General features: G+C 38.7%; 14 protein-coding genes. All 14 read right to left on the bottom strand.

Translation table 11 applies throughout. The annotated features are described in order from the left end of the window. Nucleotides 1-16: 16 nt before the first annotated feature. The gene (gene ruvB, locus NY10_RS11945; RefSeq protein ID WP_058920328.1) at nt 17-982 is read right to left on the bottom strand and encodes a Holliday junction branch migration DNA helicase RuvB; all 966 of its coding nucleotides are present in this window, start codon (nt 980-982) and stop codon (nt 17-19) included. 74 nt (nt 983-1,056) lie between these two features. After that, nucleotides 1,057-1,671: a Holliday junction branch migration protein RuvA gene (gene ruvA / locus NY10_RS11940; protein WP_058920143.1), complete on the bottom strand. Its 615-nt coding sequence runs from the start codon at nt 1,669-1,671 to the stop codon at nt 1,057-1,059. A gap of 246 nt (nt 1,672-1,917) precedes the next feature. After that, entirely contained in the window at nt 1,918-2,355 is a 438-nt protein-coding gene (gene msrB, locus NY10_RS11935) for a peptide-methionine (R)-S-oxide reductase MsrB (RefSeq protein ID WP_058920142.1), read from the bottom strand. Nucleotides 2,356-2,489: 134 nt separating this feature from the next. Further along, complete coding sequence (gene mutL / locus NY10_RS11930; protein ID WP_058920141.1) at nt 2,490-4,448, bottom strand: DNA mismatch repair endonuclease MutL; 1,959 nt, start codon at nt 4,446-4,448, stop codon at nt 2,490-2,492. Nucleotides 4,449-4,486: 38 nt separating this feature from the next. Continuing rightward, the gene (gene mutS / locus NY10_RS11925; RefSeq protein WP_058920140.1) at nt 4,487-7,111 is read right to left on the bottom strand and encodes a DNA mismatch repair protein MutS; all 2,625 of its coding nucleotides are present in this window, start codon (nt 7,109-7,111) and stop codon (nt 4,487-4,489) included. A gap of 57 nt (nt 7,112-7,168) precedes the next feature. Then, nucleotides 7,169-7,972 (bottom strand): TIGR00282 family metallophosphoesterase, encoded by an 804-nt coding sequence (locus NY10_RS11920; protein ID WP_058920139.1) that lies wholly within the window; start codon nt 7,970-7,972, stop codon nt 7,169-7,171. Nucleotides 7,973-8,127: 155 nt separating this feature from the next. Further along, nucleotides 8,128-9,687 (bottom strand): ribonuclease Y, encoded by a 1,560-nt coding sequence (gene rny / locus NY10_RS11915; protein ID WP_058920138.1) that lies wholly within the window; start codon nt 9,685-9,687, stop codon nt 8,128-8,130. A 312-nt stretch (nt 9,688-9,999) separates the two neighbouring features. Then, the gene (recA, locus tag NY10_RS11910; protein WP_058920137.1) at nt 10,000-11,082 is read right to left on the bottom strand and encodes a recombinase RecA; all 1,083 of its coding nucleotides are present in this window, start codon (nt 11,080-11,082) and stop codon (nt 10,000-10,002) included. Between the two features lie 153 nt (nt 11,083-11,235). Beyond that, on the bottom strand, nt 11,236-12,510 hold the full coding sequence (locus tag NY10_RS11905; RefSeq protein WP_058920136.1) for a competence/damage-inducible protein A: 1,275 nt from the start codon (nt 12,508-12,510) through the stop codon (nt 11,236-11,238). 186 nt (nt 12,511-12,696) lie between these two features. Further along, a complete protein-coding gene (gene pgsA / locus NY10_RS11900; protein ID WP_058920135.1) occupies nt 12,697-13,278 on the bottom strand; it encodes a CDP-diacylglycerol--glycerol-3-phosphate 3-phosphatidyltransferase in 582 nt (193 codons plus the stop codon). A 106-nt stretch (nt 13,279-13,384) separates the two neighbouring features. Further along, a complete protein-coding gene (locus NY10_RS11895; RefSeq protein ID WP_058920134.1) occupies nt 13,385-14,257 on the bottom strand; it encodes a helix-turn-helix domain-containing protein in 873 nt (290 codons plus the stop codon). Nucleotides 14,258-14,408: 151 nt separating this feature from the next. Further along, on the bottom strand, nt 14,409-15,134 hold the full coding sequence (gene ymfI, locus NY10_RS11890) for an elongation factor P 5-aminopentanone reductase (protein WP_058920133.1): 726 nt from the start codon (nt 15,132-15,134) through the stop codon (nt 14,409-14,411). After that, on the bottom strand, nt 15,131-16,432 hold the full coding sequence (gene yfmH / locus NY10_RS11885) for an EF-P 5-aminopentanol modification-associated protein YfmH (RefSeq protein WP_058920132.1): 1,302 nt from the start codon (nt 16,430-16,432) through the stop codon (nt 15,131-15,133). Before yfmH ends, ymfI begins: the two co-directional genes overlap by 4 nt. Then, nucleotides 16,432-17,694: an EF-P 5-aminopentanol modification-associated protein YfmF gene (gene yfmF, locus NY10_RS11880; protein WP_058920131.1), complete on the bottom strand. Its 1,263-nt coding sequence runs from the start codon at nt 17,692-17,694 to the stop codon at nt 16,432-16,434. Before yfmF ends, yfmH begins: the two co-directional genes overlap by 1 nt. Nucleotides 17,695-17,770: the final 76 nt, after the last annotated feature.

The following is a 17,770-nucleotide window of genomic DNA, read 5'->3' as shown; positions in this document are numbered from 1 at the left end:
AACGCTCCTGTCTTTATTAGTTGTTTATAGGGTAACCAAGATGGTCAAAACCTAACTGCGTTACAATTCTACCACGTGGAGTACGCTGAATAAAGCCCATTTGCAATAAATACGGCTCGACCATATCTTCGATCGTTTCCATTTCTTCCCCAATATTTGCTGCTATAGTAGACAGTCCTACTGGCCCGCCGCCATAGACTTCGATCATTGTCCGAACCATCTTTTGATCGACATAATCCAGTCCTTTTTGGTCCACACGCAGCATTGATAAAGCTGCATCAGCTACTTTTTGATTAACGATGCCGTCAGATTGGACTTGCGCATAATCCCGTACACGCTTCAAAAGCCGATTGGCAACCCGTGGTGTTCCTCTAGAACGTTTGGCAATTTCCAACGCTCCGCTATCATGAATCTCAGTTTGAAAGATATCCGCTGAGCGGATGACGATATCGCTTAAATCTTCGATCGTATAATATTCCATATGCGAGACGATTCCAAAACGATCGCGAAGAGGCGCTGATAGCATCCCAGCACGTGTGGTCGCACCAATCAAAGTAAAGGGCGGCAACGGAAAATGAACGGGATGAGCCGTCGGTCCTTGCCCAACAATGATGTCAACGAAATAATCTTCCATTGCAGAATAGAGCATTTCTTCTACCATTCTCGGCATCCGGTGAATCTCATCGATAAACAACACATCGCCTGCTTCTAATTCATTCAAAAGGGCTACTAAATCACCAGCTTTTTCGATAGCTGGCCCACTAGTGGTTCGTATGTTAACAGCCATTTCATTAGCAATAACCATTGCCATGGTCGTTTTCCCTAATCCTGGAGGACCATATAATAAAACATGGTCTAAAGCTTCTTCACGGCTTTTAGCTGCTTCGATATAAATGCCTAGTTCTAATTTTAATTTTGCTTGTCCAATGTATTGGTTTAAGTACTGTGGCCGTAAGGATTTTTCAATCGATAGCTCGTCCATACTATCGCTTTCTCCAGAAATAATCCGGTCTTCATAAGTCACTGTTGTTCACCCTTTCTGTATTTTGATCCTGCTTATTTCTTCATCAATAAGCGTAAAGCTTCTCTTAAATAAGCATCCGTTGTTTCCTTAGTTAATTTTCGAATCTCAGGTTCAACTTTTTTGATTTCTCTTGCGCTGTATCCCAACGCAGCTAAAGCTTCCAATGCTTCATTAGCCGGTTCATGGTTTGAAGGCAATGCTAATTCTTGCTGGATATTTCCTTCAGTCAGAACCGCTGGAATATCTAAATCATCCAATTTTCCTTTTAAATCTAAGATAATTTGAGAAGCAGTTTTTTTTCCGACACCAGGAAATTTCATTAAGTAAGTGGCGTCTTCGCTTTCAATCGCATGCACTAAACCTGAATGGTCATCATTTGCTAAGATAGCTAACCCGCTTTTTGGTCCAATCCCTGACACACTGATTAATTTTAAATACAATTGTTTTTCATTGTAATCTTTAAATCCATAGAGTGTGATTGCATCTTCTCGTACAGCTTGATGGACGTAAATCGTCACTTCTTCATTTAGTTTGCTGGAAAAACGGAATGGGTTAGCTACATAAAGCAGATAGCCTAATCCTCCTGTTTCAACAACCACATAAGCTGGGGTAACAAACGTTACCACTCCTTTAATGTACTCATACATGTTTTTAGCTCCATTCATTTTACTAAGCTGCTAAACAGCACACTTGTTCCCTTAGTATTCTATCATATTCTAGGAAGGAATGGGAGATTCTCAAAAAATCTCCCATTCTATTTCTTGGAAACGTTCTATACTTCACAGCTCATTATGTATCTTTCGAATAAAGAAAACACCCTCTGCTCATAGTTGAGAGAGGATGTTGGATTCATTTTAGATCTGTTTTTCTTTACCGTTTTGAATCTAATACGGTTAAGCAAATAAGTTAAGGTAAGTGCCATACCCTTCTTCTTCTAGTTTTTCTTTTGGAACAAAACGTAAAGCTGCAGAGTTGATACAATAACGCAAACCGCCAGCTTCTGTTGGACCGTCATTAAAAACATGCCCTAAATGAGAATTTGCCTCTTTGCTGCGTACTTCTGTTCGAGCCATACCAAGTTTGCGATCCATTTTTTCAACAACTTCTTCAGAAGCAATGGGTTTAGTAAACGATGGCCAGCCACAACCAGCATCATATTTATCTGTTGAAGAGAATAGTGGTTTGCCGCTGACGACGTCTACAAAAATACCGTCATCGTAAAAAGCATCGTATTCACCAGTAAAAGGACGTTCGGTTGCTTCATTTTGTGTGACTTCATATTGAATAGGAGTTAATGTTTGTTTGAGTTCTTCTTGACTAAATTTTGTCATTTTAAGGCTCCTCTCTAGTTCTAAAAACACATTTCTGATTTGATTTTGCTTAAATCATCCATAGCGCCTCTATTTATTTTAGCTCATTTAATGCTAAGCTTCAACTTATCGGTTCGCTTTCCTATCTCATTCATTTAATGAGAATCTTGAATACGTTTAAACATTTTTTCCATATCATTTGTTGTGAATTGGATCAATACTGGTCGACCATGAGGACAATTATACGGGTTCTCGGTTTTTGCTAAGTCTACTAATAGCGCACGAGCTTCGGTATCATTCAGATAATGATTGGCTTTGATCGATCCTTTGCAACTCATCATAATAGCGGAAGCTTCGCGGAACTTAGCAACATTAACGGTCCCTTGCTCTAACAGCAAATCTATCATTTCTCTAACAATCGTTTCTTCTTCTCCTTGGTTGAACCAAACCGGGTGGCTTCTCAATAAAAAACTATTCTGTCCGAATGGTTCCAAATAAATACCGACTTTTTCTAGAGCTTCTTGGTTTTCTTTAATTTTGATGGCATCGTTGCTTGGGTAATCTAGCAAAAGAGGGACCAATAAATCCTGTAGATCAGTACTGACCTCTCCAATTTTCTTCCGGAAATATTCGTATTTGATTCGTTCTTGAGCCGCATGTTGATCTAAGATATATAACCCATTTTCATTTTGTGCGAATAAATACGTGCCATGCATTTGACCAACGTATTCTAACAATGGCAAATGAGCTACTTGGTCTTTTTCCGGAGATTCTGTTGTTAACATTTTTTCTGCTGTTTGCAAATAGGGTTGGCGATGTGCGTCTGATACGGAAGCGATTTTCTTCATGTCTTCTAGTTGATCGCTTGCTGAATAATCCGTTTTTTCATTAAACACAAAATCCTCTGGCTTCATTTCCTGTCCAGACGTGTCCTCAAATGCTACTGATCGACTTTGCTCAACAGCTGGTGGTGAGTGCATAGTGTGCCAATTATTTGACGGTATTGACCGCTCTGCTTTTTCATCGCTGCTAGATTGTGCAAAATCTAACCGTGTTTGTTCCGTAGGTTGCTGCGCTTGTTGCGTTTCTTTTTTAAAGCCCAAATTTCCCAATGCTTCAGGAATCAACTGCTCTCCGCTTAAACATTCGTTAATGGCGGCTTCAATAAGCTCCATCAATTCTTTTTCTTTGCTGATACGCACTTCTTGTTTTGTAGGATGAACATTAACATCAATCAGAAGGGGGTCAATATCAATTTCAATAACAGCTATTGGAAAACGCCCCACCATTAATTTTGAACGATAACCGGCGATAATCGCCTTATTGAGTAAATAATTTTTAATGTACCGGCCGTTAATAATAATAGAAATATAGTTTCGACTAGCTCGTGTAATTTCAGGCAATGAAATATAGCCTGAAATTTTGAAGTCTAAATCTTCTTTTTCTATTTTTCGCATTTTTTTTGCAGTTGAAACCCCATATATGCCAGCCAACGTTTGTTTTAAATCGCCGTTTCCAGCAGTGCGCGTCAACTGATTGCCATCATGAACCAAACGAAACGCTATTTGTGGATGACTCAAGGCCATACGGTTAACAATGTCTGTTACATTGGCAAGTTCCGTTTGCAGCGTTTTAACATATTTCAATCGAGCAGGCGTATTGAAAAACAAATTTTCTACAGTCAACGTCGTTCCTTTTCTAGCTTGGTTAGGCCGCTCTTCGATCACTTGTCCTCCTTTTAACTTAACAAATGTTCCTTGCTGACTACCAGTAGAGGTTTCTAATGTGATCTCAGAAACAGAGGCGATACTTGGCAAAGCTTCTCCTCGAAAACCTAATGTACGAATGCGAAATAAGTCATCGCGTGAATAAATTTTGCTTGTTGCATGCCGCTTAAATGCATTCAAGACCTCATCTGAATCAATTCCAACGCCATTGTCAATGATTTGAATTTTTCTCAACCCTGCTTCTTCAATAAGAATATCGATTTGCGTGCTTCCTGCATCAATAGCATTTTCGATCAACTCTTTCACCACTGAAGCTGGGCGTTCGATAACTTCACCAGCCGCTATTTGGTTCGCTAATATTTCTGACAGTTCTTGAATTTTCGCCATTTTCTCTCCTCCTTTCTTTACTCGCTGGAACAATCTGCTTAATTTAATTGTTGCTGGAGCTGATGTAAGGCATTCAACGCTTCTAAAGGCGTCATCGTGAGTAAATTCAACTCTGTTAGAGTTTTAATGACCGTTGATTCCGTTTCGTCTAGTGCTCCAAATAAAGACAATTGCCCTTCTGCTGCTTCCGATACCCCAACAGATGTAGGTTCTTCTTTCATCACATTGGAAAGTGGAACATTTTTCGGCTCTGTGTGATTTCCTAAAACGATTTCTTCTTTTTGTTCTAACCGCTCTAAAATAACGGCTGCTCTAGATAATAAGCTATTTGGCAATCCGGCTAATTTGGCTACATGGATCCCGTAACTTTTATCAGCTGGCCCTGGCAGCATTTTATGCAAAAAAATCAATTCGCCGTCTTCTTCAACGGCGCCTACATGGGTATTGACCAGTCCAGGTAACTCTTCTTCTAGTACCGTCAATTCATGATAATGCGTTGAAAACAAGGTTTTAGCATGCACGTGTTTGTGAATGTATTCTATGATAGCTTCTGCTAAAGCCATCCCGTCAAAAGTCGCCGTTCCCCGTCCGATTTCATCGAATAAAATCAAACTATTAGAAGTCGCATGACGCAATGCTTGGTTAGCTTCCATCATTTCGACCATAAACGTACTTTGACCAGAAATCAAATCATCCGCTGCTCCGATTCGAGTAAATATCTGATCAAAAACAGGCAGATTAGCGGTTTCTGCTGGTACAAAACAGCCCATTTGCGCCAAGATAACCGTTAAAGCCAATTGACGCATATAAGTACTTTTCCCCGACATGTTTGGTCCGGTAATCAACATGATTTCTGTATTAGCATCCATCTCCACACTATTCGGGACGTACGTTTGTTGACCTAAAACTTTTTCAACCACCGGATGGCGTCCATTGACCAACATCAAGTCTTGGCTGTCAAATGTCAGTTCAGGACGAACGTAATGATACTTTTCACTGATGGTTGCAAAACTTTGCAATACATCAATCGTTGCTACTGTCTTCGCTAATAACTGCAACCGTTCAATATAAGCTTTAACAGTCTCTCTCACTTCTGTGAACAAACGGTATTCTAATGCTAACGATTTTTCTTCTGCTTCCAAAATCAAAGTTTCTTTCTCTTTTAATTCCGGAGTAATGAATCGCTCAGCATTCGCTAACGTTTGTTTCCGTTCATACGTTCCTTCTGGCAAATTGGCCAAATTGGACTTAGTAATTTCAATATAATAACCGAATACACGATTATAGCCGATTTTCAAGGTCTTTATGCCGGTTTTTTCGCGTTCTTCTGCTTCTAATTGAGCAATCCATCGTTTGCCGTTGCGCATAGCATCTCGGTACTGATCCAAGGTTTGATTGAATCCATCATTGATTACACTGCCGTCTTTCAACGATAAAGGTGCATCATCATTGATAGCATTCTCAATCAAAGACACAACTTCTGGCACCGTATCTAAATCAGACAACAACGAATCCCATTCATTTTTATTCATTAGTTCAATGATCTCTTTTAATTGAGGAATCTGTACTAAAGAGGTTTTCAACTGAATTAAATCACGGCCGTTTACATTCCCAAAAGCTACTCTGCCCGCCAGACGTTCTAAATCATATACTCGCGTCAATGCTTCATTTAAATCGGTTCGTTCAAAAAAGTGATTCACTAAACTTTCCACAATGTCTTGTCGAGCGCGAATCGCGGTTTCTTGAATCAACGGTCGGTCAATCCATTGTTTCAGTAAGCGTCCTCCCATTGCCGTTTTTGTTTCATCTACTAGCCAAAGCAAGGTACCTTTTTTTTGGCCCGTTCGAATAGATGTAACCAACTCTAAATTGTGTTTAGAATAATGATCCATTTTTAAGTAGTGTGTCGGTGTATAAACTTCTGCTTTTTGTAAATGCGCTAAACTTCTCTTTTGAGTCACACTTAAATAAGACAATAAAATTTTTAATACCGACAAAATACCTGTGTTTTCTACTTCACTAGACAAGTAGGCAAATTCAGCATTTTCTTCAATGTCTTTTTGTGTTGAGATCAGTATGCCTAATTTTGTCTGTAATTCTGTTTGCAGCTCAATATGCTCAGCTTCTTTAAAAACAACTTCTTTTGTTTTTAAACTGCTTAATTCATTGATAACATCATCAATTGAAGTTAGTTGGGCAGCCTTCAGCTCGCCGGTACTTAAATCAGCATAGGCGATAGTTATTTGTTGTTCTTCTGTGACCGAAAGAGCAGCCAAATAATTATTGGTTTTTGCATCGATCGTTTTAGAATCCATTGCCGTACCAGGTGTAATCAGCTGAACAACTTCACGTTTCACCATACCTTTAGCCGTTTTTGGGTCTTCTACTTGTTCGCAGATTGCCACTTTATAGCCTTTTTCAATCAAAACATCAATGTACCCTTTTGCAGCATGGTAAGGTACGCCGCACATTGGAATAGGATTTTCTGCATTTTTATTTCGTGTCGTTAAAGTAACTTCCAGTAATTGTGATGCTTTGATCGCATCTTCATTGAACAGCTCATAAAAGTCTCCCAGGCGATAAAATAAAAAGGCGTCTGGATACTGCTCTTTGATTCCTAAATATTGCACCATCATTGGGGTATGTTGTGTTTTTTGCGGCATGCTAATCCCCCCTTTTCATACTTTCCTTTTGTTTTTCCTGTTTTTATGTCCCTTTGATTAAAAGTCTCCGCCAAATGGTCGATCATCATTGATAACGATTGGTTCAATTTTTTTTGCTGCTCCCGTTGTATCATCAAGTTCAATAAAACAACCGGATAAAATTTTACGTCCTTCTTTAGGCACTTCAAAACGTGTCGGCATTTGGGTTAAAAAGCGTTTTATTACTGCATCACGGTTCATACCCAAAACTTCATCGTACGGTCCTGTCATACCTGCATCGGTCAAATAAGCTGTGCCTGCAGGTAGAATGCGCGCATCATTCGTTTGAACATGAGTATGAGTGCCAACAACAGCCGATACGCGACCATCAAGATACCAGCCCATCGCTTGTTTTTCACTGGTTGTTTCAGCATGGAAGTCAACAAAAATCAAAGGTGTGCGTTGACCAGCTTCTTCAACAAGTTCATCTGCTTTTCGGAAAGGATCATCAACATCTGACATAAACACTCGTCCATGTAGATTGATAACAGCCAATTCCAATTGATTCACTTTAATATAAGCAATGCCTTTCCCAGGCGTACCTTCAGGAAAGTTAGCCGGTCGAATCATTTTTTTTGCATCTTCAATAAATTCGAAAATTTCTCGATTGTCCCAAGTATGGTTTCCCATGGTTACAATATCTACGCCATCTTGTAAAAAACCTTTATAAATTTTCTCGGTAATTCCGCGTCCTGCTGCTGCATTTTCGCCGTTTAAAATGGTGACTTGAGGTTTGTACTTTTGCTTTAACTTTGCTAAATGATCGTGTACCATTTCCCGGCCCATCGAACCTACGACATCTCCAATAAATAATAATCTCATGTTTATTGCCTCTTCTCTATTAGTTGCATCTATTCTATTTTAACAATAAATCTGTGTAAAGAAAAGCCACGAAAAAACATTCCTTTCTTTTACAGCTTAAACGAAAAACGAGACAACTAAAGCATAGTCGTCTCGTTTTTTCATTGATTCTCATTTTATTTTGCGTACTCGATCGCTCGTGTTTCACGAATAACCGTTACTTTGATATGTCCTGGATAATCTAACTCATCTTCAATCAGATTGCGGACATTACGCGCCAAACTTACAGCTTCCAAATCATCAACTTTATCTGGTTTAACCATAATTCTGATTTCGCGTCCGGCTTGTATGGCGTAACTTTGTTCTACTCCTTCAAAACCATTAGAAATACTTTCTAATTTTTCTAAACGATGAATGTAATTCTCAAGCGATTCGCTTCTTGCTCCTGGTCTAGCAGCAGATAAAGCATCCGCAGCAGCGACTAAAACAGAAATCACAGATGTGGCTTCAATATCGCCATGATGAGAAGCAATAGCGTTGATCACAGTTGAGTTTTCTTTATAGCGCATTGCGATTTCTGCGCCAATCTCTACATGTGAACCTTCAACTTCATGATCTAAAGCTTTACCAATATCATGCAACAAGCCTGCACGTTTAGCCAAAGTCACATCTTCGCCTAATTCAGCAGCTAATACGCCCGCTAATTTTGCAACTTCAATCGAATGCTGCAAAACATTTTGCCCATAGCTTGTTCTGAAACGCAAGCGTCCTAATATCTTGATAATATCTGGATGAATGGAATGGACTCCCACTTCAAAGGTCGCTTGTTCTCCAATTTCTCTAATACGTTCATCCATTTCTTTACGTGATTTTTCAACCATTTCTTCAATTCGGGCCGGATGAATTCTGCCGTCTTGAATCAATTTTTCAAGCGTCATACGAGCAATCTCACGACGAATCGGATCAAAGCCGCTTAAAATAACCGCTTCTGGCGTATCATCGATAATCAAATCAATACCGGTCAATGTTTCCAAAGCTCGGATATTCCGTCCTTCTCGTCCAATGATGCGGCCTTTCATTTCATCATTTGGTAAGGTAACCACGGAAACTGTTGATTCGGATACTTGATCTGCAGCACACCGTTGAATGGCCAAAGCGATCAAGTTACGCGCACGGCGATCGCCTTCTTCTTTAGCTTTTTCTTCTGAATGTTTGACCATTACCGCAAATTCGTGTGACAGGTCATCTTCTGTTTCTTGAATAATAATGTGTTTCGCATCTTCTCTTGAAAGTGCAGCTACACGTTCTAGTTCGGTTTCTTGTTGCTCAACCAATTCTTTCGCTTTCTTCTCCAAATCGTCCACTAGTTGTTGTCTTGAACTTAATTTCTCTTCTTTTGCTTCAAGCAGTTGTTCACGCTTTTCTAAGCCATCATTTTTACGGTCGATGTTATCTTCCCGTTGTACCAAACGATTTTCTTGTCTTAGAACCTCATTTCTTCGCTCTTTCAGCTCAGTTTCAATTTCAGTTCGGTATTTGTAGTTTTCATCCTTCGCTTCTAACATCGCTTCCTTTTTCATGGTTTCTGCTTCTCTTTGTGCTTCATCCAATATTCCAGTTGCAGTGTTTCTAGCACCAGCCAGTTCTTTTTCATGGGTTGATTTGCGGATAGCATATCCTACAAAAAGACCGACAACTAAAGTAACGATAGCGAAGGCTATACTGATAAAATTCATTCTTCCACCTCCGTATCATATATTTAATTTGTCATTTATTATTTATCAATTATTTGGTAGAGCTACACACTTATTTACCAATAAAACCTACCTGTTATCTAAAGATAAAGTAATAGATATCTTAATTTTAATTGTCCTCATCAAACATGTCAACTTAATAATGTTTTTTAGAGGTGTTTCGGTCATTTTTGTTCCTGAAATGAGAACGCTATCCTATTTTATCGATTATTTTCCTTTATCTTTTTCATTTTTCTCTATAACAAAAAAACCAATCTAAACGAATGGTTTTTTTGTTAGGCTTATTAATAAAGTTTATATCTCTTCTGGTGCAATTTTCTTTTTAACAGTTGCTTTTGCTTCTTTTATTTCTTCTGGTTTAGCAGATTCAACAGGCTCTGCTGGTGCATCTCCAATACCATAAGCTGCTCGAACTTTTTCTTCGATTTCAGCTCGTAATTCAGGATGGTCTATAAAGTATTTTTTAGCATTTTCGCGTCCTTGACCAATACGTTCGCCTTCATAAGAATACCAAGCACCCGACTTATCAATGATGTCTTTTTCTGACCCCATATCTACTAACTCGCCGACTTGTGAAATCCCTTCTCCGTACATAATATCCACTTCAGCCACTCTGAAAGGCGGCGCTACTTTGTTTTTTACGACCTTGATTTTTGTACGGTTTCCCATAATATCCGTGCCTTGTTTAATTTGTTCTGCACGTCTTACTTCTAAACGAACTGTTGCATAGAATTTTAGAGCACGTCCACCAGGAGTAATTTCCGGGTTACCAAACATCACACCAACTTTTTCACGAATTTGGTTGATGAATAGCGCAATGGTTTTTGTTTTATTGATTGAACCGGATAATTTACGCAAAGCTTGAGACATCAAACGAGCTTGCAGCCCTACATGACTGTCCCCCATTTCGCCTTCAATTTCTGCACGCGGTACTAAAGCAGCTACTGAGTCAATTACAACGATGTCAACTGCTCCACTTGATACTAATGCATCAGCAATTTCTAGTCCTTGTTCACCGGTATCGGGTTGTGATAAAAGCAATTCATCAATGTCTACTCCTAATGCCGCAGCATATTTAGGATCTAGAGCATTTTCTGCATCAATAAAAGCGGCAATTCCGCCTTGTTTTTGAACTTCTGCCACAGCGTGCAGTGCTACTGTAGTTTTACCAGAACTTTCTGGTCCATAAACTTCAATGATTCGGCCTCTTGGGAAACCGCCCACTCCTAATGCAACATCCAGTGCTAAAGAGCCACTTGGAACAGTAGAAATACGGGTATCGATTTTTTCCCCTAGTTTCATTACGGAACCTTTACCAAAGTTTTTTTCAATCTTTTTCAATGCTGCATCTAATGCTTGTTTACGGTCTTCTGCCATTAATGTGTCCTCCTTGACTACTTTCTATCTGTCAAAATTCATTCAATTAGTTAGTTGTTTTAATTAGTCTCGCAAGTCTTATTATAACTTTTTTTTGATTTAAAAGCAAGAAAAAAGCGAACAAACATTCGGTTTGTTTTTCCAACAGGTTTTTTAATCTTTTAGATAAGTTTTTCCCTCAATAGGTTTCCCTAACAATTCTCGTCGGATCATATCCAGAGCCGATAAGACTGCTTGTTCGCGATTGCTGTTGCGCCCTTTTCCAAAATGGAAGCATTTAGCATAAGAAACGGTATCTTTAAAAGCATAGCCAATCCAAACCGTTCCTGATTTTTGTCCTTCTAATTCTGCAGGACCTGCAACACCGGTAAAGGAGACACCGATATCTGTTCCAAATTGATTCTTAACACATTGTGCCATTTCAATGGCGCAGTGTGCACTGACTACCCCATATTGTTCAATGGTCTCTTTTGATACACCGAGGATGTCTTCTTTTATACGATTGCTATATGTCACTACTCCCCCTTCAAAGTATTCAGAAACGCCAGCCGTCGTTGTCAACATACTTTGAAAAGCTCCACCTGTCAGGCTCTCTGCAGCTGTTAGAGTCAATTGTTGTTTTTTGATCAGCTCACCAACTACTTCGACCAAGCGCGTCTCTTCCCCATACCCATATAAATAGTCTCCTACACGGTCTTGGATCTTTCCCTCTAAGTCATCCAATAGTTTTTGACAATCCGTCTCAGTCCTTCCATTGGCCGTCAAACGCACGCTCACTTCATTGACTCCCGCATAAGAAGCGAGTGTGGGATTGGTTTGGGTTTCGATCAAATCATCTAATAAAGTAACTAAACGCGATTCTCCGATACCAAAAAAACGCATTACTCTTGACATTAAAACATCTTCTTTATCAGCATAACTTAGCAGTATTGGTTTTGCTTCTTGAACAAACATGGCTTTCAATTCATGCGGGGGACCAGGAAATAGTAAATAAGTCTGCTCATTGTGCTTGATAAACATCCCAGCAGCTAAACCATTCGGATTTTTCAAAACCATTGCACCTTCTATTACCAGTGCTTGCATCCGGTTGTTTTCCGTCATTGTCCGATTCATTTTTTTATGATAATCAGTGATGTTAGCCATAGTCTCTGAATCCAAAACCAACTCTTTGTTTAAATGTTCTGCCAGCACTTGCTTAGTCAAATCATCTTTAGTAGGACCTAAGCCACCCGTTAAAATTAGCAAATCGCTTCTTTGTTCTGCTATTTTGATCACTTCTTTTAATCGGGTCGGATTATCTCCTACAACAACTTGGTGGTACACATCAATTCCTAACGTTGCGAGTTGTTGCGATAAAAAAGCAGCATTCGTATTGACGATCTGTCCCAATAATAATTCCGTTCCAACAGCAATAATTTCAGCGTTCATCTTTTTTCTCCTTACTTTAGTATATGCACTATTTATTTATTTTTGTCTTTTTCCTCGTTCTTTAATGACCTCTGACTCAATAAAGGTGTTCTTAGTCAGATTTTACTTAGTAGTAGTTTAGCATAGGTTAGAGGCAACAAAAAAAGGAATGCTTCAATTAACTAAAAACATTCCTTCCTATTTTTTTTACATAGATCCTTTAAATACTGCACTGTTTTTAATAAAATAATCGATTCCCGAATAAATAGTGAAAAACAGACAGATGTACAGCATGATGCTAGCCATTGGAATCCCTAAAGCTGCAAATGGTAAATTGTCGATCTGCAACAAAATGATCGCAATCATTTGTGTTGCCGTTTTTATTTTTCCAGGCCATGCTGCTGCTAACACCGTTCCACCTTGTTCTACTAACAATAAACGTAAACCTGTCACAGCTAGTTCGCGGCAGACGATAATAGCTACTACCCATGAAGGAGCAAGTCCTTGTCCAACTAAAACAATCAAAGCTGTCATAACCAACATTTTATCGGCTAAAGGGTCAGCAAACTTTCCAAAATTAGTTACCAATCCTCTAGAACGGGCAATCTTTCCATCTAACCAATCGGTTAAACTAGCTAAAGCAAAAATAATTGCAGCACTCAGTTGGGTGATTTCAATGGTTGAACCCCACACATGCCAAACACCCCAATCCAAAGGAACTAAGGAAATAATAACAAATACAGGTATCATAATAATCCGAACAACCGTAAGTTTATTAGGTAAATTCAAAACATCGCCTTCTCTCTATTCTTTTTCTAAGTACGTTAAAATCAAAACAATAAGAATCCTCTCTGATGTATTCCATACATAAGGGACTCTCATTGTTCAATTTCGTTTATTCTGTTTCTTCAAATTGAAACTCAATTTTTTGGGTCACGGCGTTAGCTGCTTCAGGCGCATAATCTACGTTTTCATCATTTAATTTAACACCCGTTACAGATGCATTCCCCACGACGATGTTAACCGTTTTTGTATCAGCTGGAATAGCAGCATCCAAGACATCGCCATCTGTCAATAACGCTTGATCGATCATCGTTCCGTCCGCTTCAACACTAACCCAGCTTTCGCCGCCTTCAGCAGATAATGAAACAGTGTTTTCTGCAGTAGTTCCTGTTACAGAATAGGTTGTTTGAGAACCGGTTGATGACAGGACAGAAACAACCTGTTTCGTTTCTTCTTTTTCTGATTCTGATGTAGCAGAGTCTTCAGTTGAGGAATCTTTTGCATCGTTCGAATTAGAAACAGCGCTTGAAACGACTACGCTTTCTGAGTTTTTCGTTATCAAACTTTCTTGAGAAGATTGATTGGTTTTAATAAAAGCGAAATAAATAGCTGCAGCAATAACCACAACGACCAACAGAATAACCAAAGTCGGCAAATAATCTTGAACTTTTCCGAGTAATTCGTTCCCTGTTTTATTTCCAGAACGTGTTTGGCTGCTGGATACTTTTTCAACATACTCTTCATCGTGTGTATGAGGCACGATATCAGTGTACTCTTCTAATAACTGATCCCCATTTAATCCAACTGTATCCGCATATTGTTTGATAAAAGCACGTGCATAAAATTTTCCTGGCATAACATTATAATTGCCCTCTTCAATTGCAATCAAATAACGTTTTTGTATTTTAGTCATCTGTTGTAAATCATCCAAAGTATACCCTTTGGCTTTTCTAGCCTCTTGTAACTTTTCACCGATTTCATTCATGAAGTCTTCACCTACCTGTTCTCTTGTTTAGAGAGCATAAAAAGCTCATATCATTGTAATTATAACACATCAAAACACTCAGAAACATCTCTTTTTATTTAACCTGTCCTTTTTAATCGGATGCTTTTACATTCGACAGCTCTGCGGCTCGTTATCTTAACCAGCCGCCGCTCACTACAATCGATTGTCCAGTCAAGTAAGCACTTCTTGGATCCAATAATTGATGGGCCCAAAAACTGATTTCCGAAATGGTTCCCATCCGACCAACAGGGATTTCTGCTTCCAGTTCCGCTACTTCTTCTAGACTGAAAGTTGCATTCATTTTAGTTGCAATAGCTCCGGGAGAAATTGCATTGACCGTAATTCCAAGGCTGGCTATTTCTTTACTGTAAGCTTTAACAAAAGCTAACTGTGCCCCTTTTGTCGTACTGTACAGCACCTCCATCGGGCTTCCGGCCTCTCCGTAAACAGAACTAATAAAAACGATACGGCCGTTACCTGAATAGGACAACTTAGTCTGCAATCGCTGGGCCAATAAAATAGGTGTTTTCACATGAACGGTCCACATTTGATCCATTGTAGCCGAAGTAACCTCCGTTAGCAGCTGAAAGGTTGTAAACCCGCTAGCAAAAATAATTGCATCCAACTGAAAAATGTTTTCGGTGAACACAGCAATTCCAGTCTCATCCGTCATATCTAGATGAATACCAAAAAAATCTTGTTTGGGATAAGCGAAACGGTACGTTTGCAGTTGCTGCTCTACACTTTCTTTATCGGAATGGTAATGCAGATACAATGACCAGCCATTTCCGGCTAATTCTTCAGCAATTCCTTTACCAATGTCGCCGCTTGCTCCCATGATCAAAGCTGCTTTCACGCTTCATCGGCTCCTTTAGGCAAAATATGAAAGACACTCATATGAGCTTCTTGCATAAAGCATTCTGCTAATGATTTCAATTGATCAAGCGTTATAGTTTCAATAATAGGAACCAAATCAAATAACGTTGCATCGCCATAAGCTTGTTGACTGTATTGATTGGCAATGTATTCTAAAGAATTTAACGATTGCAAAACTTGTCCAATCATCCGTTTTTTCACTAAGGTTAGATTTTCTTCCGTTAGTTCTGGACTTTCTTTGGCTGTTAATAGTATTTCTTTCACTACGGTACTGAAAGCTTCTGCGTCCTTTGCATCGCCCCCAATATCGACAAAATGGAATGTACGGTCTAAACTAAAATCGTATGAAAAACTGTCATCGATAATTCCACTATCATAAAGCTTCAAATAATTAGCTGAAGTCGGTCCGAATAACAACGTTAGCAAGAGATCCATAGTTGTTTTGTATGCCAAAGCCGCTTTTCCTTCCGGAGCCGGCCCAATTCCTTTAACGCCTACTATGCTTTTAGCACGGTTCACAGGCATGGTGATAGAAGCAAAAGGTACAATATCTGCAACAGTTTCTTCTGGAAAATGACGCTTGATTTCAGTCGCTGCAGGAAATTCTTTTTTAGCCTGATTTTCTCGAATCCAATCCATCATTTCTGCTGGATCCATTTTTCCTACAACAAACAAATTCATGTTGCTAGGATGATAAAACGTTTGATAACTTTCCATCAATAAGTCTGCTGTAATATCCATAATGCTGTCGACTGTTCCTGCAATATCAATGTGCAGTGGATGCTTTGGATAAAGGTTGCCCAAAATACCAAAGAACAAACGCCAATCGGGTTCATCTTCATACATTTGAATTTCTTGAGCAATGATCCCTTTTTCTTTATTAACGGTTTCTTCGGTAAAGTAAGGTTCTTGAACAAAATCTAAAAGAGTTTCCATATTTTTTAAAACGTGGCTAGTGCTGGAAAAGAGATAACTTGTCCGTGTAAAGCTAGTGAAAGCATTAGCCGAAGCCCCTTGCTTTCCAAATACATGAAAAATATCGCCTGTTTCTTTTTCAAACATCTTATGTTCTAAAAAATGCGCGATGCCATCCGGCACTTTAGTCATTTCGCTTTCGCCGAGTGGGACAAATTGATTATCGATCGAACCATATTTTGTCGTAAATAAACCGTATGTTTTATGAAATTCATTTTTTGGTAATAAAGTGACCGATAAGCCATTTTCCAAGGTTTCAGTGTAAAGCGTTTCATTTAGTTGTTTATAAACTTTTTTCTCCATTAGTTAACCTCCCCAGATAAGAAGAATGTCGCTTTTAATTTCACTTGATTAGCAACTTCGATAACTTGTTCCGTTGTCACTGCTTCAATATCGGCTATCCACTCTTCTAAATTAATAACTTTTCCTATGGCCATTTGATTTGCATACATTCGCTCAATAATGGCTCCCGAATGATCTTCTGATTGCAATAATTGATTTTTCAGCATTTCTTTAGTTTGATTTAACGCTTCATCTGTAAAATTACCCGCTTGCATTTCTTTTAACTGCATGGTAATGATTTCTTTTACTTGGTCAACCTTTTTACTTTCAATACCTGTTTGAACACTCATCATGCCTCTAAACGTATCTAGAGAACTAGATGCATAGTAAGCCAAACTTTCTTTTTCGCGAACGTTCATAAATAACTTAGAATGAGGAAACCCGCCAAAAAGACCATTAAAAACTTGTCCTGCGTAATAATTTTTTTGATGGTAAAAGATATTCGTTGCATAACCTAAATTAAATTTAGCTTGTGTGATATCTTGTTCTTCTATTTTAGAAACCACTTTTTCGAATGTCTCCGTTGCATAAAAAGCCTCTTGTTTCGCTATGTTTCTAGCTTCAAATGGAAACAGTTTGAATTGCTCTTCTATTTGTTCTTTTTCAACATCACCTAAAACATAAATATCCACTTGATCTTCTTTTAAGGCTTTTTGATAATAATGATATAAATCAACAGCAGTAATCTCAATTAGATCTTCTTTTGTTCCGATACTAGGTGTCTGTTGCCCCTCATCGTCAAAAAATAAGTGTTGCAACTCTAAACTGGCATAAGTTTGTTTGTCATCTGCAATTGAATCATAATAATCGTTCAAATTTTCTTTTTCTCGTCTAAACGTTTCTTCGTCAAAATGCCCATCTGTCGCATTCGGTTTAAAAATAATTTCTTTTAAAAACGCAATGGCTTCCTTTAAAACAGAATCTCCCATCGTTAAATACTTCTCGTTTACTACATTCAACCCTATCGATAAAATATGGGACGTCCCTTTTTTACTGATAGAGGTGCCGAAACTAGCTCCATAAAGATTAGACAATTCGCTTCTTAAAGCTGTCTGTGTTGGGTATTTTTCACTATTGGTCTCCAGCAAACTTGAGAGCAAGGCTCTTTTTGTAATACTTTTTTTGTCTAGAGGCGTGCGTAATTTCACGACCATTTGTACGGTTTTGTATTTTTTAGTTGGCAAAACATGTAATTGAACGCCTTCGGCTAATTGGATTGACATCCTTTTTTTCCTCCTCGTTATAAAAACAATCTTCTCCTTATCATAGATTAAAAAAGAAGAAATGTGAAGCATCCCG

The sequence above is a fragment of the Carnobacterium sp. CP1 genome (genome assembly GCF_001483965.1).
In the GTDB taxonomy this organism is placed as follows: domain Bacteria; phylum Bacillota; class Bacilli; order Lactobacillales; family Carnobacteriaceae; genus Carnobacterium_A; species Carnobacterium_A antarcticum.
The sequence above is the reverse complement of the archived record's forward strand: the minus strand, read 5'-3'. Positions and strand labels throughout refer to the sequence as shown.